We start from the raw sequence: 20,929 nt of genomic DNA, 5'->3' as shown, positions 1-20,929 counted from the left end.
TTCGCAAAAAAAAGAGAAGATTTTCTCTCATCTTCTCTCTAAAAAATAATTATTCACTTTTTATTTTTAATGTCATGGCATTGATCGCAACAATCACCGTGCTTAAGGACATTAAAATTGCTCCTACTGCCGGGTTCAAGATAATACCGATAGGTGCGAGAACACCGGCTGCCAGAGGAATCGCCAATATATTGTAGCCGGCACCCCACCAAAGATTTTGCACCATTTTTTTCCGGGTTTGTTTTGCTAAATCAAGAAAGTGAAGAATATCTTCGGGATTGCTGTTGGTCAAAACCACATCCGCAGAATCGATTGCCACGTCTGTTCCGGCACCAATTGCAATACCGACAGTAGCACGGGCTAAACTTGGGGCATCATTGATTCCGTCTCCCACCATTGCGACCCGTTTTCCTTTAGCCGTCAGTTGACGAACGATTTCTTCCTTACCATCTGGAAGCAATTCTGCATGAAAATTTTCTAACCCAATATAGTTTGCAACCGCAGCGGCAGCTTTTTGGTTGTCTCCTGTCAACATAACTGGTTCAATGTTTCGTTCCTTCAAGGCTTGAATAAAGGCTTTTGCTTCCGGTTTGATTTGATCTCCTAAAGCAATTAACCCAATCAATTGTTGATCAATCAGCAAATAGCTGATGGTGTTGCCTTGTTCTTGATATTTTTTCGTCTTCTCCCCGTCAAGGGACAAGTTTTCTTCCTTCAAAGCTTTTTCATTGATGATTTTTACTTGGTGGCCTTCAACGGTTCCTTCCAATCCAACACCGGAAATATTTTTAATATTTTCCCCAGAGTAAATCGCAACTTCTTTTTCTTTGATATATTTCATAATCCCGGTTGCGATTGGGTGATTGGCGGAAGCTTCCATTGCTCCGATATATTTTAACACTTCTTCTTGACTGTACTCTTTCGCCAAGACATCAACACCTGTGACAGAAAAGGTTCCTTGAGTCAAGGTTCCTGTTTTATCCAGCAAAATCATATCTAACTCATGAGCATACTCTAAAGCATTACGATTTTTCAACAACAAGCCATTTTTTGCCGCAATCGACGTAGATCTTGCTACAACGAGCGGAATTGCTAATCCCAGTGCATGGGGACAGGCAATAACAAAAACCGTTACCATGCGATCCAATGCCGTAGCCAAATCAGCCACGATCAGCCAAATAACAAATGCCAGAATACCGGCAATCAGTGCGACATAAAAGAGCCACTTGGCTACTTTATCAGCCAGTCCTTCTAATTTGGATTTTTCTGATTGCGCTTTGCGGACCATCTCCATCACTTTGGCGAGGTAGCCGCTTTCCCCTGTTCCAGTAACTTTGATTTGAATCGTACCATTGCCATTGACAGATCCACCAATGACCTTGGCACCTTCTGCTTTTACCACGCCCCGTGATTCACCAGTCACCGCTGATTCATCTACAGTCGTTGATCCTTTTTCAATAACTCCGTCCGTTGGCATCTTATCACCGGCACGAACGATCAATTGTTCCCCTACTTTAATTTCTTGCAGGGAAACTTTCTCTTCTCCGTCTTTTGTTAGACGTGTGACAGTATCCGGTAGTAATTCTGCTAATTTTTTCAACGCATCACTGGCATTCGACACGGCATTCATTTCGATCCAATGCCCCAGCAGCATGATAACGATCAACGTTGCCAGTTCCCAGAAAAAGTCCATGACGTGTTCTCCATGAAGAAAATGATTGGCAACAAATGCGTAAAGACTGTAAATATATGCCACCGAAATTCCCATTGCAATCAGCGTCATCATTGCTGGATTTTTTTGTTTCAGTTCCATTTTGGCGCCGCTCAGAAATGGTTGTCCGCCATAGATAAACAAAACCGTTGCCAAAATCAATACTACCCAATCAGAACCGGGAAAGGTAAATTGAAAAGGTAACTCAATGCCCATCATCGGCGATAAAATGACAATAGGAATTGCCAACACCAGAGAAAGCCAAAACTTTTGTTTAAAATTCCCCATGTGCATCGAGTGATCCATCCCACCCATGTCATGATCCATATGAGACATATGGTCCATGTGGGACATGTCGTGGTGCTTATGATCCATCTGATGCATCTCATGGTCACTCATCTCATGGTTCCCCTTCTCGTGACTGCTGTGATGTTTCCTATTTTCTAGCTTATGCTCCTCATGATTATGCTCATGATGAGGCATTTCATGATTGTGGGGCATCTTCTTTTCTTCTTTCACCATCAACCCTTCTTTCTTTAAATTTTGGTACGATTTAAACTCAATGAATTTAATAAAACACTGACCGAACTAAAGGCCATGGCACCACCGGCAACGATTGGATTCAAAAAACCCAATGCTGCAAAAGGAATACCAATCGTATTGTAAATAAATGCCCAGAAAAGATTTTGCTTGATTTTGCGAATCGTTGCTTTTGACAGTTTAATCATTTGGCTAAGGTAGGTCAAATCACTGTGAATCAATGTAACATCCGCCGTTTCCATCGCAATATCCGTTCCGCTGCCCATTGCAATCCCCACATCTGCTAAAGCCAAAGCAGGCGCATCATTGATACCATCTCCTACCATGCCGACGACTTCTCCAGCTTCTTGTAATAATGCAACTTTCGCCGATTTTTCTTCCGGCAAGACTTCTGCAAAAATATTTTCCGATGAAATTCCTACTTGCTGCCCAATGTATTGGGCGGCCTTTTGGTTGTCACCGGTCAGCATGTATACCTTGATACCAGCTGCATGTAATTGCTTGATTGCGGCTTGAGAGGTTTCTTTAATCTCATCTGCCACTGCTACTGCGGCAAGAATCACACTTTCATCCGCTAAAAACATGATTGTCTTTCCTTGTGCCGTCCATTGTTCTGCTGCTTGTTGTAAAGAATCAGAAATTTTTTGTGTCAAAAATCGACGGGTACCGATTTGATAAGTTCTTCCTTGAATCATTCCTTGGATTCCTTTACCGGGAATTGCTTGAAATTGTTCTACTTCCAACCTGTCAATAGCTACTGTGTAATCAAGAATCGCTTTTGCTAAAGGATGTTCCGATCCAGCTTCTAAACTAGCAAAAATTGCTGCCGCTTGGTCATTTTCTGTAAGAAAATCCGTTACCACTGGTTGTCCTACTGTTATCGTACCAGTTTTATCCAAGATGACGCTAGTAATATGCGAGGCGGTTTCCAACGCTTCACCACCCTTAATCAAAATCCCATTCTTCGCACCTAAACCTGTACCTACCATAATTGCAGTGGGAGTTGCTAAACCTAGGGCACAAGGACACGCAATGACCAATACAGCAACACTATGGATAACCGCCGTTTGCCAATCTCCACTCAAGAAACCTGTCAAAAGCAATGTTATCGCTGCAACAATCAATACAACCGGCACAAAAATACCTGAGATACGATCGGCAATTTGTTGAATTGGCGCTTTTGATCCTTGTGCATCTTCCACCATACGAATAATTCGTGCCAATACGGTTTCATTGCCGACTTTTAGTGCTCGAATTTTTAAATTTCCTGTCGTATTGACAGTCCCGCCAAACACAGTAGAATCTTCCTTTTTTTCCACTGGCAGACTTTCTCCTGTCAGCATGCTTTCATCTACTGCAGTACTTCCTTCTAATACTTTACCATCGACGGGAATTTGTTCACCGGGACGGACGATAATTTCCATACCGGTTTCAATTAATTCAACCGGCAATTCTACTTCTTCTCCATTTTGAAACACCCGTGCCGTTTTTGCCTGTAGTTTCATCAACTGTTGGATTGCTTTGCTGGTTCTTGTTTTGGCAAGAATTTCTAAATATTTTCCTAATAAAATTAGAGCAATAATCATGCCGCTGCTTTCAAAATACAGTTCATGAACACGATCGGCAAAAAAGCCGTTATACACACTTAATGCAAAAGCCGCCGTTGTCCCCATCGCTACCAATACATCCATGTTCGGGGCATTGGTTTTGATTGCGTGATACGCCCCCTTATAAAAACGAGCCCCAATCAAAAATTGGATAGGTGTAACCAAAACCAATTGGACCAATGGCTGATGGAAAAACATCACCCATTCTTGATGATTGCCCAACAGCATCGCCACCATTGAAACCATTAGAGGTGCTACTAAAATTAGGCTGACAATTACATCTCGTTTCATTTTAAAAAGATAGTTAGCTTTTTCTGCCGCTACTTGCTGCCGATGAGCTTCATCATCCAAGATCGCCCCATAACCAATACTTTCCACACTGGCAATTAAATTCTCTGCCGTGGTCTCCGCAAATTGAACTGTCGCTTTTTCAGTGGCAAGATTCACTGTCGCCGCTTTTACTCCCGGCTGTGCGTTAAGCTCTTTTTCTACTCGTGCGGAACAGTTAGCACAGGTCATGCCGGTGATTACAAAGTTTTGAACTTTTGTTTCACTCATTTATAGCACCTCTGTTGGGTATCCGACTTCAGTGATCTTGTCTGCAATTTGTTGTCCCGAGATTTGCGCTTCATCAAATTTCACAGTTCCGGCATTTTTCTTCAGCTGGATCTTCACCTTTTGAATTCCGGGTAATTCCTTGATACCATTTTCTACCTTTGCGACACAATGTTCACAGTTCATTCCTTTAATTGCAAATGTTTGTTTCATAAAAAATCTCTCCCTTTGAATTAATTTTTTTAATGATGGGCTTTGCAGTTGCACTGCCCGGGAATACAGTTACAGATGATTTCAGGAACGGCTTCTTTTTTCGCTAGAACTTCTTGAATTTTATCAATATCTTCTTGCGTTAACGCTGCTTCTGAAATCAAATCAGCGATCGTTCCTCCCACTCGTTTTGCGCAGATATGGGAAAATAATGTTTCCGTGGCACTTCGCACAGTTTCTGCTTCACCGACTGTTGGATGATAAATAAATTTTTTCCCTTCCGTTTCTGTCCAAACGGCTTCTTTTTTTACCAGACGTCCCAGCAATGTTTTAACCGTCGCCAGTTTCCAATCCATCGTCTCTGAAAGCAGATGATCGATTTCTTGGGCCGAAGCTGCACCCAATGTCCACAATACCCGCATGATCTCCCATTCGGAATCGCTAATTTTGATTGGTTCACTACTTGTGATCATAGAATCCTTCCTTTCTTCCGATGAATGGAACAAACTTTCCCTTCAATTTATTAAAGGTAAAATCATTTTTGTTTACAAACGTAATCGATCTAACAAAATGAAGTTTACACTTGTAATCGAAAACTGTCAACCCAAAAGACAAAAAAAGACTCCTGATTTCTCAGGAGCCGAATTTCTTACTTGTTAAAATACCACATGATACGTGGTTTTTGAATAAAATGGTTGCTCAGGGCGCAACACGATGTTTCCAAATTGCGGGTATTTTTCCGTACCAGGAACTTCTTGCGGTTCGATGGCAATTCCTCCATGATCCACCATTTCCCCATGCTTCATCGATGTGCCGGCTTCAGAGGACCCCGTCGTATAGATGACCACTGCCGATGCGGTCGTTTGAATTTCCAGTCGAACTTTTTCGTCGGGACTCGTCAAAACTAAATCATTAGCAGCTTCATGATCTAAAAGAAACGGGTCATCTAAATAGGTATTCCCAATTTTACGGCCAGCAACAAAATCAAATTTGGTTCCAGCCACATCAACTTTTTTCCCTGTCGTTGTCACATCCGGATTGGTTTCAGCAACCTGTTTGGCACCTACTTGCAAGGTATGCTCATTGATTGAATTGGCAGGTGAACCAGTTAAATTGTAATAGCCATGATTGGTAGGATTATATATTGTTGGTTTATCCGTTGTCGCAACATATTCAATTTGGTAGTTATTGTCATTATCCAAGCGATACGTGATTTTAGACGTAACATTTCCAGGAAATCCATCTTTTCCATCTGGATAGGTCAAGCTAAAAACCACCCCCGCATTGTCTGCTTCTTCAAAAGGTTCTGCAGACCACATTTGTGTATCATAGCCTTCAAAACCGCCATGAAGCGTATTTCCGCCATCGTTATCCGGAGTCTGATAGGTTTTTCCATCAATCGTATATGCCGCACCTGCGATTCTGCCGGCTACTGGACCGATAGTTGCTGCATAATAGCGAGCCTTTTTATGTTCCTCGATAGTTTTGAAACCTACCAATAAGTCTCGTTCCTGTCCTTCAACTGGGACGATCCATTCTAACGCCCGTGCCCCTTGCGGACTGACCGCTAGTTTCACCCCATGAGTATTTTCAATCAAAAAATAGGTTCCATAGGTTTCATTTGTTTGCTTTTTTACACGTACCATTTTTACACCTTCCTCATAAAAAATAAAGCCTTTTCATTACTAGTATAGACGTACCGGAAAGTCTCGTCAATTGTATAGTAAAATTTAGTAAATATTTTCCCAACAAAAAAACGAAACCCATGAAGAGCTTCGTTTCTAAATGACTGGGGTAGCTGGATTCGAACCAACGCATGAGGGAGTCAAAGTCCCTTGCCTTACCGCTTGGCTATACCCCAATGGTGGAGGAGAGTGGATTCGAACCACTGAACCCGAAGGAACGGATTTACAGTCCGTCGCGTTTAGCCACTTCGCTACTCCTCCAAAAAGGTTTCTTAAAAAACCTGACTACGTTATGATACAAAAAAACCTATGAGTTTGCAAGTGATAATTTCAATTTTTTTTACAATTTTTTTAATCGTGCAAATTGTGTTGCAAAATAATTGCTTCGACTGCTGCATCAAAGTTTTTATAGGAACCTAAGTCTTCTTCCCCTAGAAAACTTTCAAATTCTTTTGCACTAACTGTCAATACTTCACCAATCATTTTTTTACCAATAATCAATTGTGTGACTTCATATTCTTTGCCTTTGATCGTTTTTTTTGTTTCTTCCAAACGAACTTCAATATCTTTGTTTTTCTTTGACATGTCCTCACCTCGTCTTCATCTTTTTTCTGTCAGGATGACCCTTGCTTATTTTATCATATTTCACAGAAATTAACAGGTTTTCCGTTAGTAAACCAAACAAGGCCAGCTGACGACTAGCACTGCCTCTAGTGTCAACTGGTCTTTTTTATTTATGACCGCTCGTCAATACTGCATCTACTACAAGATAACCGGCGTTTGTCAAAATTTCTCGTACCCGGTCAACTTCACGGCTTTCCACTTGGATTTCCACGATCGTTGATAGCGCCATGCGATTGACGACAATCGTCAAAATACTTAAATCATGATCTGTTAGAACTTTTGCCAGCTCCGCCAACACACCTTTGTGATCTTCGGTGATTTGAAGGGTCACACGAGTTCCTCCGTCATTATAACCGGTGATTTTCAAAAAGGCATCAAAAATATCATTGTTGGTAATCATTCCAACGACCCGATCTTCATCAACTACCGGTAATACACCAATGTTGTTTTCCCGCATCTCAAAAATAGCATCTTCCAGTAACGCATTCGGCGGAATCGTCTGAACATTTTTTTCCATTACATCGCCGACGGTGGTTTTGTTTAACAGGTAATTTACTTCATACACACTTAGGCTCGTCGCTTTTGAAGGCATCGCTGCAGAAATAATTCCTTCGGTGATTAATCCCACCAACCGCTCGTCCTTCAAGACTGGTAATCGGTGGATATCATGCTGCTTCATTAAATCGACCGCATCAAAAATCGGTGTTTCTGGATGAACAACAACCAAGTCTTTCGACATAAAATCACTTACACTCATCTTTTACCCTCCCAAATAAGCTTTCTTCACTGCTTCACTAGCTAAAAGTTCTTGCCCCGTTCCTTCTAAAACAACTTTCCCTGTTTCCAAAACGTAGCCGCGATCCGCAATGGACAGTGCCATTTTTGCATTTTGTTCAATCAGTAAAATCGTTGTACCTTGCTGCTGAATTTCTTGAACGATGGAAAAGATTTCTTTGATAAAAATTGGTGCCAACCCCATAGATGGTTCATCCAGTAAAAGAAGTCGGGGTTTTGACATCAATGCCCGGCCCATTGCCAACATTTGTTGTTCCCCACCGGATAAAGTAGAAGCGTCTTGGGTTCTTCTTTCCTTCAAGACGGGAAATTTTTCAAATACCTGTTCATAATCCTGCTTAACTTCTTTATCTTTCCGTAAAAAAGCACCCATCTCTAAATTTTCTTGAACGGTCAGTCCGGAAAATACGTGGCGACCTTCTGGTACCTGAGATAAGCCTTCCGCAACAATCTTTTGCGGAGCTTCTTTGACAATGTTTTTTTCTTCAAATAAAATCGTTCCATTGGAAGGACGAATCAAACCGGAAATCGTTCGTAAAATCGTTGTCTTGCCGGCACCATTTGCACCGATTAGCGAAACGATTTCGCCTTTTTTTACTTCAAAGGAAACGTCATGCACCGCCTGGATCATCCCATAATGAACCGATAAATTTTCAACCTTTAGCATTACATTTCGCCTCCCAGATACGCTTCGATTACTCGCGGATTTGATTTGATGGCCTCTGGATCACCTTCTGCAATCACTTGTCCATATTCCAGTACATAGATTCGCTCACAGACTTCCATAACCAGACTCATGTCATGTTCAATCAATAAAATCGTCAATTGAAAATCTTGTTGAATCTTACGGATCAATTCGGTTAATTCTGCGGTTTCTTGTGGATTCATGCCGGCTGCCGGTTCGTCAAGAAACAATACTTTAGGTTCCGTTGCCAATGCCCGCACGATTTCTAAGCGACGCTGTTCCCCATAAGGCATATTTTTTGCCAATGTATCGGCTTTTTTTTCCAATCCAAAAATTGCCAACAGCTCCAATGCCTTTTGATGCAATTTTTCTTCATTTTTATAAAATTTTGGCAAACGAAAAATACTTGTGAAAAAGTTGACCTGATGTTTGCCGTTCATGGCGATCAACACATTTTCCATCACAGTCAATTCTTTGAACAAACGAATATTTTGAAACGTACGGCTCATACCTTTTTCAGCTACACGATACGGCTTGATCCCATTCAATCGTTCCATTGTTCCTTGATGATCCAGCAACACATCACCTTCACTGGGTTCATAAACACCCGTCAAAAGATTGAAAAGAGTGGTTTTCCCCGCACCATTTGGACCGATCAAGCCCACAAGTTCATTGGTTTCTAAATACATGCTGACATGGGAGACAGCTGCAAGTCCACCAAAGTTTTTTGTCAAATTTTTAACGTCCAACAGAGGCATCTGAATCATCTCCTCTCTTAAATTTATTCATTATCCGTCTCACAGAGAATTCCCAAGTGCCTAATAGCCCACCTGGTTTAAAAATCATAATGATGACTAACGCTAAGGCATAAATAATCATTCGTAAAACACCGAAGTCTTGCAGGAACATGTTCAAAATTCCCAACACGACAGCCGAAACAACAGCTCCCGTAGTACTGCCCATTCCGCCGAAGACGACGATAATCAAAATATCGATTGATTTCATAAAACCATAATCTTTTGGAAAAACTGATTGTTGAAATCCGGCAAACAAGGTACCGGCAATACTAGCAGTGACAGCGCCGACGACAAACGCTACTACTTTGTATTTCGTCGTGTTGATACCCATTGATTCCGCAGCAATTTCATCTTCACGAACCGCTAATGTCGCCCGACCCGGCCCACTATGAACAAAGTTAGCTACCACGATAATCGTTAGGACGGTAAAGAGATACACCATTTCCCAACTTGTAAAAGGCAAAATCCCAAAAATTCCAGCGGCACCTTTTGTGAGATCCGACATGTTGACAATCAAGATTCGGATAATTTCCGCAATTCCCAATGTCGCTATCGCAAGATAATCACCTTTTAAGCGCAGGGTGGGAATCCCGACCACTACCGCAACGATACCAGAAATCACCATCCCCACCAGCATTCCTGAGAAAAAGCCAAGATAGGTTGGATTATTGATTGCCATAATCGCCCCGGAATAGGCACCGATCGCCATAAATCCCGCATGACCTAAAGAAAACTGCCCAGAAAATCCGATAATCAAGTTCAATCCAACAGCTAAAATGATATTAATTCCGATATTCACGATGATTCGATTCGTAAACAGCGTGATAATTCCACCATTATAAAGAGCCAATAAAACGCCATAGATCAGCAGCGCAACCGCCAACCAACCTAAATTATATTTCAGATTTTTTTTCATGGTTGACACCTACACTTTCTCTTTGATATTTTTCCCTAAAATACCGGCCGGACGAATCAGCAGAATCAAAATCAAAACGATATAAACAATAGCATCTTTAAAGTCGGAAAAGCCAAGAGCCGTCGCAATCGTTTCAATCAGTCCAATGACAAAGCCCCCAAGCGCAGCACCAGGAATAATTCCAATTCCTCCCAGAACCGCCGCTACGAAGGATTTCAGCCCGGGAACAACTCCCATCAATGGATCAATTGAATTGTAGTAAAGTCCAATCAGCATACCGCCAGCCGCCGCCAGCGCTGAACCTAGTGCAAAGGTAAAGGAAATCGTTCGATTCACATTGATGCCCATCAATTGCGCTGCATCCGGATCAACACTCACTGCCCGCATCGCTTTTCCCATCCGAGTTTTTTTGACGATAACTTGTAGTAAAATCATTAAAAACAACGAGATAAATAAAATCAATAATTGAATATTGCTCACTTCGATAAAGCCTAATTGATAGGTCTTTCGTTCAATCACTTGCGGAAAAGAGCGTGTGTTAGCGGAAAAAAAGTACGTCATGACATTTTGCAACAAAAAGGAAACACCGATTGCTGTGATCAATGCCGAGATCCGCGTCGATTTTCGCAAGGGACGATAGGCCAAAAATTCAATGGTCACACCTAAAATTCCGCAGACAATCATAGAAAGAATCAAGGCTGGAAAAAAGCCCAACTTTAATTGATTGATCAAAAAGTAGCCAATAAAACTCCCAATCATATACACTTCGCCATGCGCAAAGTTGATTAATTTGATAATCCCGTAAACCATTGTATAGCCTAGTGCCAACAAAGCATAAATACTTCCCAAAAACAATCCATTGATTAATTGTTGGATCATTGTTTCCATTTCATCACATCCACCCTATCTGTTTTTGTAAAAAAGGTGGAGCTACCTCCACCTTTTCTCAGTTCATTTGTTTTGTTCATTACTAATCCAAAGTTACTGCTTCAGCAGAAGTTTCTTTTCCTTCCGTCATACCCAAAACGACCGCTGCTTTTTCTGGATTGTGGTTTTCGTCCATTGAGATATTCCCGGTAACACCAACAAAGTCTTTCAATTCAGTAAGTCCAGTCGTAATTTTGTCTGAATCAGCAGAATCTTGATCTTCCATTGCTTGTTTCAGCATATAAACCGCGTCATAGGCCAAGGCAGAAAATTGTGAAGGTTCTTCATTGTATTTTCCTTTGAAGGCTTTGATAAAAGGTTCCACTTTGTCTGTTGCTGGGGCTTTGGTTGAGAAGTGGGCGGTATAATAAACATCCGTCACATTTTCAGCACCGGCAATTTCAACAAGTTTCGCATCACCAAAACCATCGGCTCCGATGATTGGCTGGGTGATACCCATTTCCCGAGCTTGTTTGATGATCAGACCATCTTCTGCATAATAACCAGGAACAAACAAAACATTAAAGTCTTCTTTTTTAATTTTTGTCAGAACTGCTTGGAAATCTTTGTCGCCAGCGGTAAAGTTTTCTTCCATTACAATGTCGCCGGTATATTCTTCTTTAAATGCTTTTGACAACCCAGTTGCATAATCGCTGGAATTATCTCCTAAAATAACTGCTTTATCAGCTTTCATAGTATCGTTAGCATATTTTGCCAAGATTTTTCCTTGGAAGCTATCTTGGAAACAAGAACGGAAGCCATATTTTTGTACCTCATCACCAGAAAGTGTGATGGAATCATCCGTTCCAGATGGTGTAATTAACGGCACCTGTGCATCTGTAGCACTTGGCAGCGCCGATTTTGTGGCACCGGAAGTCGCAGGTCCAATCATTGCGACAACTTTACTATTCGTTGTAAGATTTGCCGCAACGGTTCCGGCTTCGTTATTATCTGATTTGTTGTCTTTTTCAACAATTTCTAATTTCTTTCCTAATACCCCGCCATCCGCATTGATGGTCTCAACGGCAAGATCGATTCCTTGTTTTTCAGCACTGCCATACGCAGCAACCGAACCTGACAATTCCAAGTTCACGCCGATTTTAATCGTGTCACCTTCTTGTTTGTTTCCGCCGCCTGATCCGCCAGCGCTATTATCTGCTTTTGGTGCAGCGCTACAAGCACTTAATAAAAAAGCCGCCGCCAAAAATACCAATTTCTTTTTCATAAAAATCAACCTCCCATTTCTCCCTTGAATATGTTAACCAATATACTGAAAATTTTCGGAAAAGTCAATGAATTTTCAGAATATTTATTTTTTTCTGAATAGCACAAAAGATTAGGTTACACTAATGATATTATCATCAACAGCACATTTATACAAACAAAAAACAGTTGTCGCAGATTTCTCTGAAACAACTGTTCCTTTGTTACGCTTCTCCTTGTTGACGGGCATAGAAGTTGGCCGCCGCTCCTACAAGATTGGCATCATTGCGGTATTCGCAAAGAAGAATTTCCGGTACAAAATCTTTCAAGCCCTGTTCCTCTAATTTTTTTAACATCCGTTGATTGATTTCATCTACGAGGCCTTCCTTGGCGCTGACACCTCCGCCTAAAATAATTACTTCCGGATCAAAAGCAAACTGGATACTGAACAAGCCCTGAGTCAAATAATCATAAAATCGATTGACCTCTTCTTGAGCAACCAGATCTCCCTGCTCAGCTAAATCAAAAACATCCTTACCACTCTTAGCTGTTCGTTCAAGTCCCATGCGATCACAATAGCGCCAAGCCATTTGAACTGCAGTTCCTAATTTTGAAAAAGTTTTGCCGTTATCAAGATACATCAGCCCAAATTCTCCACCATATAAATGGGCACCTTTAGTAATTTGTCCTTTAGTAAACAAAGCCCCCCCTACTCCAGTTCCAATTACGACAAAGGCGACATTTTGATAATCTTTGCCCGCTCCGTTATAAAATTCCGCCATTCCGGCACAGTTGGCATCATTTTCAATCGTCACTGGTAAACGGAACAAACCAGCCAACTCATCAAAAATATTGAACCCATGAATATAAGGAATCGCACTGATGCCATCAATTCGTTGCAAATCAACGTTCACCACACCTGGTGCAGAGATACCGACACCTGTAATTTTTTCCGTGGCTTGTTCCTGCACTTCCTTTAATTTTTCTTTCATTTCATCCCATGTGGCAGGAGTTGGAAATTGGTCGACACGACTCAATTTCTCCCCAGTCCAATAACCATATTTTACTGCTGATCCTCCAAAATCAAATACCAAAATTCCCATAATAAAAAAACCCTCTCTTTTTTAGTAAGCGGTTACGCTTGATTATCAAAAAAATTTCAAAGTTTCCGTGATAAAATCACTTGATTTCGCAATCGTTCCCCATTTTCGTAAATCGGTTCAGAATAATGGGTGACAAAATAATCTTGAATAATTGCTTTTTGCTGAAACTTTTTCTTCCTATAAAGATGCAGTGCTGGTGACGACAAGTCACCTGTTTTGATAAGAACCTCTTTTAATGGTGCTTGCTTGCGCATCTGTTGAAAGCTTGCCTCCAACAATTTGCCACCGATCCCTTTTCCCTCGTGGTCTGAAGCTACTGACAGATTTAAAATCTCCCATTCCGACCTTTCTTGAAAAACAATGATCCCAATAATCTTCGTTTCTGCATAAACCAAGATCTGGCTGTCAGAAAGATAGCCTTCGACCATTTCCCGATCAGGATCGGCCTCCAGCAGCAACGCCCAAGGAAGTTCCTCAGAATCCTTCAATCTTCGAATCATTTTTTCTCCCTTTAAATCATTTCTTTCTTTTATAAGTATAAACCGGTTGAATTTTATCACTGGTATTACGCTTTAGTGTAAATTTTGTGGGTACATAATCGATTCCACCTTTGACAAATGGATGGCAACGAAGGATTCGTGCTATCCCCATCAAACTGCCCTTTAGCCCACCATGAACCCTGAGCGCCTGAAGTGTATAACCGGAACAGGTGGGATAGTAACGGCATCTAGGAGGAAACAGCGGCGAAATAAAGCGCTGATAGCCTCGTACCAATAAAATCAAAAAGCCTGTCATTTCTTCCCTTCTTTCAAAAAAACTATACCTTGTTTTCTAAAGAGAAACAAGTCCTAAACACGTTCCTTCTGAAATTTTAAACAAAAAAAGCCTCAGCTTTTAACTGAGACTTTCATCCTTTTGATTGTTAGCTCAAAATGGTTACTGTCACTTGGCGACGACCCCAAGAGTTACACTCTGCGGCTGTTGGAAAGTGGACATCAATAATATTTCCTTGAATCGCTGAACCTGTATCTACCGCATAAGCTTCCCCATAGCCTTCCACATAAAGGCGAGTCCCTAAAGGAATTACGCTGGGATCTACTGCAACCGCCATTGGATTTTCTAGTAGATTTTGTCCCGTTGCTGTTACGGTTCCTCCGCCTAAAGCATCCGCCGGGTCAGAACTGTACGCAGTTGATTCCATAACCATTGTTTGACCACTTGGTTGGCTTTCTTCTGCCACTGCTTCCTCGGCAACCTTCGCTTCTTCCGCGGCCTGTTCTTTTGCGGCCTGTTCTGCTTTTTCCTTCGCAGCTTTTTCGGCTGCGGCTTTTTCTTTCGCTGCCTTTTCCTTTGCAGCTTTTTCTTTTGCCGCTTTTTCAGCTGCGGCTTTTTCTTTTGCTGCAATATCAGCTTTCACTGCAGCTACGGCTTCGCCATTTGCAGTCAACGCCAGTAAAGAGCTGGATAATTCTTTTGCAGAATCATTTGATACAATCTCTGTATCAATGGTTGTTTTTTCATCTTGGGTTTCAGCAGCGTATACCGGTAAAATATTTCCGATTGCTAATACGGCTGCAGTCATCATAACAGGAATTAAACGTGTCTTCATAGTTAATATTTTCCTCCTAATTTCGTACGAGATGTATCTTAGCATGGAAGAAACAGTCGTAGGTTACGAGGATATTAAGGCTCATTAACACAAATGATGAAACCCTTTTCTAAAATGTCATAAAAGAAATATTCTCAGTGCTCTTTCATGAAAATGAGAATCGTACCATAAACAAAAAGCATTATAACAGGAAAAAAACAAAAAAAATTAAAAATAAAGAAGATTATTATTCAACGACGAAACAATTCAAAAAAGGAAAATTTAGACCAATATTGACCTTCATTTTCTAAAAAATCACTTTAAAAACGCCAATATTACATATTTTTTACAAATAAGTCAGAAGAATAAAACGATTTCTTCACAAAAAGAGCCAGACAGTAAAACTGTCTAGCCCTTTCAAAGGATAAAATTATTTCATAAAGTCAAGAATGTGCGTCCATAATTGCGGATTGAAGACCTTCAGGGGCATTCCATCACCGATGACGCCATAGCCAATCATCGTACCGACAATAAAAAGAATAAATGCCAGCAAAATGACAAGAAATATCTTGATCAACGTTGTTAAGACATACCGATTCGTCCTCATTCATGCACTTCCCTTATGCGTTTGTAACTGGAGCTTTGGCAGATGTTCCTTCCACAGCGACCCGTTCCACATTTGCACCTAATTTTTCTAATTTTTCATGGAATTTGTAGTAACCACGATCAAGGTATTTCAAATTACGAACTCGAGTTATTCCTGTTGAACGTAGCCCTAATAAAATCAACGCTGCTGCTGCGCGTAAATCTGTTGCATACACCAATGCGCCTTGCAACGCATGTCCGCCTTCGATTACTGCAATATTTCCATCGATTTTCACATGGGCATTCATTCTACGCATTTCTTCCAGATGTTGGAAACGATTTTCGAAGACTGTTTCTGTCACGATGCTCGTTCCTTCAGCCAACATTTGGATTGCAGTCATTTGTGCCTGCATGTCTGTTGGAAAACCTGGATGCGGCATCGTCTTCACATCAGTAGGTTTGATATGCTTCGGACCGATTACCCGCAAACCTTCTTCTTCCTCAATGATTTGCGCACCCATTTCAGATAATTTCGAAATCAATGGACGGTTGTGTTCAGAGATACCATCTTGAATCAAGATATTTCCTTCCGTCATCGCCGCTGCAACCATGAAGGTCCCTGCTTCAATTCGATCTTGAACGATAGAGTGGGTTACTGAATGAAGATGATCGACACCTTCGATTCGCATTTTTTCTGTCCCTGCACCATATACTCGTGCACCCATTTTATTTAAGATATTAGCCAAGTCAACGATTTCTGGTTCGCGAGCCACGTTTTCAATGACTGTCGTTCCTTTTGCTTTGACAGCTGCCATCATAATATTTTGCGTTGCACCAACACTTGGAAAATCCAAATAAATCATATTTCCAACTAATTCATCAGCAATTGCTTCGATATAACCATCTTTTTGGATAATCTTTGCACCCAACGCCTGGAATCCTTTTAAATGCAAGTCAATCGGACGTTTACCAATGGCACATCCTCCTGGCATTGCAACCTTCGCATGACCATTACGAGCCAACAATGGCCCCATAACTACGATAGAGGCCCGCATTTGACTAACCAGTTCATAAGGAGCTTCTACACTTAATGACCGTGAAGCATCAACAGTCACTCGATTTTTTTCTTCATCAAAAAAAACATCCGCATTTAGGTGATGAATAACTTCATTCATCGTTAAAACATCGGATAAAATAGGGACATTATCTAAAGTTGTAACGCCTTCTTCAGCCAGCAACGTTGCAGCCAAAATCGGCAAAACGGCATTTTTCGCACCTTCGATTTTTACTGTTCCTCGTAGTTGATTCCCGCCTTGAACAATAATTTCTTCCATTAAAATTCCCTCCAGAATATGCTCTGAGCGAATTATTTCACTCAAAATCTTTTTTATTATACCACAATTACCAACGAAAAGGACCCTTTTTAATCGATTACTGAATCATCAAAAAGAGATTTCTGACTAACGCCATCAGCTCCAAAAAAAAGGAACTTGCGCCATACCCAAGTGCAATAGCGATAAACACAAGGACCATCCGAATTTGTGTGGTATACAGCGGTTTAAAAAATGTCTCGATCCGCAATGAACGTAAAGACCAAAAAGCGAGATAAATAAATGCGAGATGACTAACGATTCGAACGATTGCATCGATTCCATAAACTTGCATTTTCTGTCTCCTTTTTCAAAAAATTTACGATAGATAAATAATAACATAAAATACGAATTAAAAAAAATACTTTTCACTTTTTCAGTCTTTAAACGGTTTTTTAAAAGTCTTTTTTGAAGAAAAACCCGAGATTCCGCGTTTTATTCAAAAAAAAAGCTTTCTAATTATTGGAATCTATCATTTTTTTATAATCTTTTCCCTCCTAGAGTAAAAATTGTTATAATAAAAAGGCACCTAAAGTGAAAGGAACTGAGTTTATGGAATTGACAAATCAAGATTTTCAGTTATTTGATCGTGAAACTTTTGCTTTCAAACAATTGAAACTTACCTATACAGAAGCTGAGATTGAACAGCTGAAAAATGAGTATAAAACAGTCTGGGATAAATGGAAGGCGGTTAACTTGGCCAGTAAGGAATTACTGACTGTCGAATTGGGAAAACCAAAAATCGAAAGTTGGACGAATGGTTGGAATTTGCGGAATCATTTCTGGTGTGCATTACGTGGCGCCGATCGACTCAAACAAGCCCCTTGTCTTGCTGTTCTTTTGAATAAAAAGAACCTGCAAATCTATTTAATGTATCAGCATTATAAGAGTGATGAAAAGCAACTCTCAAAAAAACGCTACAATCAGCTTTTAGAGGAATTAACTGATTGGAGTAAAACGATTGATGAAACAACTTATTTTATTTGGTCCAATGAAGAGTCTGAATTAAACGATCATCTTCCCTTAGCCGATTACCTTGCTTCGACACAGCGGCAACAAGAATTTACCCAAGGATTGGAAGTATCTACTTTCCAACTAGGTGTGCAACTTCCCGCTGGTGAAATCAAAAACGTCGAACAGAAAATTGCAACCTATTTAACAGAGTTGTACCCTCTTTACCAAAAATTAGTCGATTAGAATCGCAAAAAGCCTACTCACGAAAGGAAATCCCTTAGTGAGTAGGCTTTTTTAGAAATCAGCCGTGTTTTGAAACATTGATCCGATTGATTGCGCGGTGCAATGCGACTGTCGCCCGTCGTAATTGGTCGACATCTTCAACTTGCTTGGCTTCTTCAATCAGTTTTTCTGCACGTTGTTTTGCTCGTTCAGCACGAGGTACATCAATGTCCCGTTCTCGTTCGGCACTATCAGCAATAATGGAAACGATATTGTCTCGAACTTCCATAATGCCGCCATTCACTGCAATCCAGTCCACGTGCGTATCAGAATCTGTTCGCTTGACACGAACTTCATCGATTTTCAAAGGCACGATGATTGGTGCGTGTTTTGCCATGATCCCAATCTCACCGTTAGAGGTATTCGCCACAACGATTTTTGCATGGTGATCATAAACGAGTCCAGCCGGAGTTACCACATTAACTGTCAAATAGTTATCCATGGGGCACCCCTTTCTAGTAACCTAATTTCTTAGCTTTTTCAGCCGCTTCTTCGATTCGTCCTACATTTCGGAAGGCTTCTTCTGGAAGATCATCATATTTACCATCTAAAATAGCTTTAAATCCTTTGATTGTATCGGCAACCGGAACATAAGAGCCCGGTAATCCGGTAAATTCTTCAGCCACATGGAAGTTTTGTGAAAGGAAGAATTGAATTCTCCGCGCACGAGCAACCAATGTTTTTTCTTCATCGGATAATTCGTCCATCCCTAAAATAGCGATGATGTCTTGTAATTCACGATAGCGTTGCAGTACGTGCTGTACTTCTGTCGCTACTTGATAGTGCAATTCCCCAACAATTTCCGGAGCCAAAGCACCTGAAGAAGATGCCAATGGATCAACCGCAGGATAAATCCCGATTTCAGTTAATTTACGTTCCAAGTTGGTTGTTGCATCCAAATGGGCAAAAGCCGTTGCCGGTGCAGGGTCCGTATAGTCATCGGCAGGAACATAAATTGCTTGAATGGATGTAATGGAACCTTTTTTCGTTGAAGTAATCCGTTCTTGCAGTTGCCCCATTTCAGTTGCTAGCGTTGGTTGATACCCAACGGCAGATGGCATCCGACCTAGCAATGCAGAAACTTCTGAACCAGCTTGAGTAAAACGGAAAATATTATCAATAAAGAGCAGCACATCTTGGCCTTCTACATCACGGAAATATTCCGCAATCGTCAAGCCGGTCAACGCAACCCGCATCCGGGCACCAGGTGGCTCATTCATTTGTCCGAACACCATGGCGGTTTTTTCGATAACGCCGGATTCTTTCATTTCAAAGTAAAGGTCATTTCCTTCACGAGTTCGTTCCCCAACACCGGTAAACACGGAGATACCACCATGTTCTTGTGCGATATTGTGGATTAATTCTTGGATCAAAACGGTTTTACCAACACCAGCACCACCGAACAAACCAACTTTCCCACCTTTTAGATAAGGAGCAAGTAAATCAATGACCTTGATTCCTGTTTCTAAAATTTCGGTACTTGTGCTTAATTCGTCAAAATCTGGCGCTTTTTTGTGGATTCCGCTGCGTTTTGCATCTTCAGGAAACGGTTCTTCCAAATCGATCGTATTTCCTAAAACATTGAATACACGACCTAGAGTTTCTTTCCCAACTGGTACAGAAATCGAACTACCTGTGTCGATGACTTCCGTTCCCCGTTGCAAGCCGTCTGTCGATTCCATAGCGATAGTTCGGATGACACCATCGCCAAGTTCCAAGGCAGCTTCTAAAACGACTTTTGTTTTTTTTTCGTCATTCTTGTAAACAACTAATGCGTTGTTAATATCTGGTAAGGATTGATCTAACGAGAATTCCACGTCAACAACGGGACCGATTACTTGAACAATCTTGCCTGAACTCATTTGTTTTCCTCCATTCATTCTCGAAATTATTCTAGTGCGGAGGCACCGCCGACAATTTCGGTAATTTCTTGGGTAATTGCCCCTTGACGTGCGCGATTATAAGAAATCGTCAAATCATCAATAATATTTTTTGCATTATCTGTTGCTGTTTTCATTGCGGTCATTCCAGCAGCATGTTCTGCAGTTTTTGCATCAACGATCGCCCCATAGATCAAACTTTCCGCATATTGTGGAAGTAACTGGTCTAAGATGTCCTCTTTCGAAGGTTCAAACATATATTCTTGCTCATAGGTTTGTGCTTCTTCTGGATCTAAATCAGTGATGGGCAGCATTTTTTCTACCCGAAACTGACTGGTCAATGAGTTGATGTGGTGATTGTAACAAACATACAATTCATCAAAAACTTCATTTTGATACATTGTTGTTGCCATTGTCACGATTTTACGTACTTCTTCAAAGCTAGGCTGATCCGAAAGATTCCGCAATTCATAAGCAAGATTGACGCCTCGCGTTTTGAAAAAATCTGCACCTGTTCCGCCAATTGCAATCATGACATACTCATCTGGAGATTTATGGTCATCTGCCAGCATCGTCATCATTTGTTTCAAGATCGAGCTGTTATAACCGCCTACTAATCCTCCATCGGATGTAATCACGATATAACCAGTCTTTTGAACCGGACGACTGATCAGCATGCTGTTGAAATCAAGACCTTCTTTATTCGTTTCCTTATTGATGTCAGTGATTTGACTGGCAGTTAAATGGGTTACGACTTCCCGGACTTTTGAAGCATACACCTGAAATTGCTTCGAGTGAGCTTCTGATTTCGTCAATTTTGCAGCAGAGACCATTTGCATGGCGTTGGTGATTTGACTGGTCTTCTTAGTAGAAGCAATGCGTTGCTTGATTTCATTTAGAGAAGCACCCATG

General features: G+C 41.0%; 23 protein-coding genes and 2 tRNA genes. 1 reads left to right on the top strand and 24 read right to left on the bottom strand.

Features of this window, described 5'->3' with window-relative positions; all coding sequences use genetic code 11:
* Nucleotides 1-49: 49 nt before the first annotated feature.
* The 21 genes from FFM66_RS03355 to FFM66_RS03255 all read right to left on the bottom strand — a co-directional run bounded on the left by FFM66_RS03355 (nt 50) and on the right by FFM66_RS03255 (nt 17,196).
* Entirely contained in the window at nt 50-2,233 is a 2,184-nt protein-coding gene (locus FFM66_RS03355) for a heavy metal translocating P-type ATPase (protein ID WP_371851509.1), read from the bottom strand.
* A gap of 14 nt (nt 2,234-2,247) precedes the next feature.
* Nucleotides 2,248-4,416 carry a heavy metal translocating P-type ATPase gene (locus FFM66_RS03350; RefSeq protein WP_137604991.1) on the bottom strand — a complete coding sequence of 723 codons (2,169 nt, stop codon included), beginning with the start codon at nt 4,414-4,416 and terminating at the stop codon, nt 2,248-2,250.
* Nucleotides 4,417-4,626, bottom strand: coding sequence for a copper chaperone CopZ (copZ, locus tag FFM66_RS03345; RefSeq protein ID WP_048604795.1), 210 nt, complete (start codon nt 4,624-4,626; stop codon nt 4,417-4,419). It lies immediately after the preceding gene.
* Nucleotides 4,627-4,655: 29 nt separating this feature from the next.
* Nucleotides 4,656-5,096 carry a CopY/TcrY family copper transport repressor gene (locus tag FFM66_RS03340; RefSeq protein WP_137604990.1) on the bottom strand — a complete coding sequence of 147 codons (441 nt, stop codon included), beginning with the start codon at nt 5,094-5,096 and terminating at the stop codon, nt 4,656-4,658.
* A gap of 183 nt (nt 5,097-5,279) precedes the next feature.
* Complete coding sequence (locus tag FFM66_RS03335) at nt 5,280-6,269, bottom strand: aldose epimerase family protein (protein ID WP_137604989.1); 990 nt, start codon at nt 6,267-6,269, stop codon at nt 5,280-5,282.
* Nucleotides 6,270-6,412: 143 nt separating this feature from the next.
* Nucleotides 6,413-6,484 (bottom strand) — tRNA-Gln (locus FFM66_RS03330).
* 1 nt (nt 6,485) lies between these two features.
* Nucleotides 6,486-6,569: transfer RNA gene (locus FFM66_RS03325), tRNA-Tyr, on the bottom strand.
* A gap of 90 nt (nt 6,570-6,659) precedes the next feature.
* The gene (locus FFM66_RS03320) at nt 6,660-6,893 is read right to left on the bottom strand and encodes a DUF2969 domain-containing protein (RefSeq protein WP_048604792.1); all 234 of its coding nucleotides are present in this window, start codon (nt 6,891-6,893) and stop codon (nt 6,660-6,662) included.
* A 145-nt stretch (nt 6,894-7,038) separates the two neighbouring features.
* Nucleotides 7,039-7,689, bottom strand: a complete 651-nt coding sequence (locus FFM66_RS03315) for a CBS domain-containing protein (protein ID WP_048604791.1) — start codon at nt 7,687-7,689, stop codon at nt 7,039-7,041.
* Nucleotides 7,690-7,692: 3 nt separating this feature from the next.
* The gene (locus FFM66_RS03310; RefSeq protein ID WP_048604790.1) at nt 7,693-8,394 is read right to left on the bottom strand and encodes an ABC transporter ATP-binding protein; all 702 of its coding nucleotides are present in this window, start codon (nt 8,392-8,394) and stop codon (nt 7,693-7,695) included.
* Nucleotides 8,394-9,170, bottom strand: a complete 777-nt coding sequence (locus tag FFM66_RS03305) for an ABC transporter ATP-binding protein (protein ID WP_048604789.1) — start codon at nt 9,168-9,170, stop codon at nt 8,394-8,396. The genes FFM66_RS03310 and FFM66_RS03305 overlap by 1 nt, the downstream gene beginning before the upstream one ends.
* Nucleotides 9,151-10,125 carry a branched-chain amino acid ABC transporter permease gene (locus tag FFM66_RS03300; RefSeq protein ID WP_137604988.1) on the bottom strand — a complete coding sequence of 325 codons (975 nt, stop codon included), beginning with the start codon at nt 10,123-10,125 and terminating at the stop codon, nt 9,151-9,153. The genes FFM66_RS03305 and FFM66_RS03300 overlap by 20 nt, the downstream gene beginning before the upstream one ends.
* Before the next feature lie 9 nt (nt 10,126-10,134).
* Entirely contained in the window at nt 10,135-11,013 is an 879-nt protein-coding gene (locus tag FFM66_RS03295) for a branched-chain amino acid ABC transporter permease (protein WP_048604788.1), read from the bottom strand.
* A gap of 82 nt (nt 11,014-11,095) precedes the next feature.
* Nucleotides 11,096-12,277 (bottom strand): ABC transporter substrate-binding protein, encoded by a 1,182-nt coding sequence (locus tag FFM66_RS03290; protein ID WP_137604987.1) that lies wholly within the window; start codon nt 12,275-12,277, stop codon nt 11,096-11,098.
* A 202-nt stretch (nt 12,278-12,479) separates the two neighbouring features.
* Complete coding sequence (locus tag FFM66_RS03285; RefSeq protein WP_048604786.1) at nt 12,480-13,358, bottom strand: ROK family protein; 879 nt, start codon at nt 13,356-13,358, stop codon at nt 12,480-12,482.
* 56 nt (nt 13,359-13,414) lie between these two features.
* On the bottom strand, nt 13,415-13,858 hold the full coding sequence (locus FFM66_RS03280) for a GNAT family N-acetyltransferase (RefSeq protein WP_137604986.1): 444 nt from the start codon (nt 13,856-13,858) through the stop codon (nt 13,415-13,417).
* Between the two features lie 16 nt (nt 13,859-13,874).
* Entirely contained in the window at nt 13,875-14,153 is a 279-nt protein-coding gene (gene yidD / locus FFM66_RS03275; RefSeq protein WP_082147279.1) for a membrane protein insertion efficiency factor YidD, read from the bottom strand.
* A 127-nt stretch (nt 14,154-14,280) separates the two neighbouring features.
* On the bottom strand, nt 14,281-14,967 hold the full coding sequence (locus FFM66_RS03270; RefSeq protein WP_137604985.1) for a 3D domain-containing protein: 687 nt from the start codon (nt 14,965-14,967) through the stop codon (nt 14,281-14,283).
* Between the two features lie 409 nt (nt 14,968-15,376).
* Complete coding sequence (locus tag FFM66_RS03265; protein ID WP_069959643.1) at nt 15,377-15,553, bottom strand: DNA-directed RNA polymerase subunit beta; 177 nt, start codon at nt 15,551-15,553, stop codon at nt 15,377-15,379.
* A gap of 13 nt (nt 15,554-15,566) precedes the next feature.
* Nucleotides 15,567-16,865 (bottom strand): UDP-N-acetylglucosamine 1-carboxyvinyltransferase, encoded by a 1,299-nt coding sequence (gene murA / locus FFM66_RS03260; RefSeq protein WP_048604783.1) that lies wholly within the window; start codon nt 16,863-16,865, stop codon nt 15,567-15,569.
* Between the two features lie 97 nt (nt 16,866-16,962).
* Entirely contained in the window at nt 16,963-17,196 is a 234-nt protein-coding gene (locus FFM66_RS03255) for a DUF1146 family protein (protein WP_048604782.1), read from the bottom strand.
* A gap of 257 nt (nt 17,197-17,453) precedes the next feature.
* Here FFM66_RS03255 and FFM66_RS03250 point away from each other — a divergent pair, with 257 nt between their 5' ends.
* Nucleotides 17,454-18,098 carry an HI_0552 family protein gene (locus FFM66_RS03250; protein ID WP_137604984.1) on the top strand — a complete coding sequence of 215 codons (645 nt, stop codon included), beginning with the start codon at nt 17,454-17,456 and terminating at the stop codon, nt 18,096-18,098.
* Between the two features lie 58 nt (nt 18,099-18,156).
* Here FFM66_RS03250 and FFM66_RS03245 read toward each other — a convergent pair whose 3' ends face one another.
* From FFM66_RS03245 to FFM66_RS03235, 3 genes are read right to left on the bottom strand one after another with little or no spacing between them, the layout of a single operon-like run.
* Nucleotides 18,157-18,579, bottom strand: a complete 423-nt coding sequence (locus FFM66_RS03245; RefSeq protein WP_048604780.1) for a F0F1 ATP synthase subunit epsilon — start codon at nt 18,577-18,579, stop codon at nt 18,157-18,159.
* Nucleotides 18,580-18,592: 13 nt separating this feature from the next.
* Nucleotides 18,593-19,999, bottom strand: a complete 1,407-nt coding sequence (gene atpD / locus FFM66_RS03240; RefSeq protein ID WP_137604983.1) for a F0F1 ATP synthase subunit beta — start codon at nt 19,997-19,999, stop codon at nt 18,593-18,595.
* Between the two features lie 26 nt (nt 20,000-20,025).
* On the bottom strand, nt 20,026-20,928 hold the full coding sequence (locus FFM66_RS03235; protein WP_048604778.1) for a F0F1 ATP synthase subunit gamma: 903 nt from the start codon (nt 20,926-20,928) through the stop codon (nt 20,026-20,028).
* Nucleotide 20,929 lies beyond the last annotated feature (1 nt).

Origin of the sequence: Enterococcus songbeiensis, assembly GCF_005405265.1 — a bacterium.
GTDB classification, from domain to species: Bacteria; Bacillota; Bacilli; order Lactobacillales; family Enterococcaceae; genus Enterococcus_C; species Enterococcus_C songbeiensis.
This window is presented reverse-complemented; position numbering and strand designations above follow the sequence as displayed.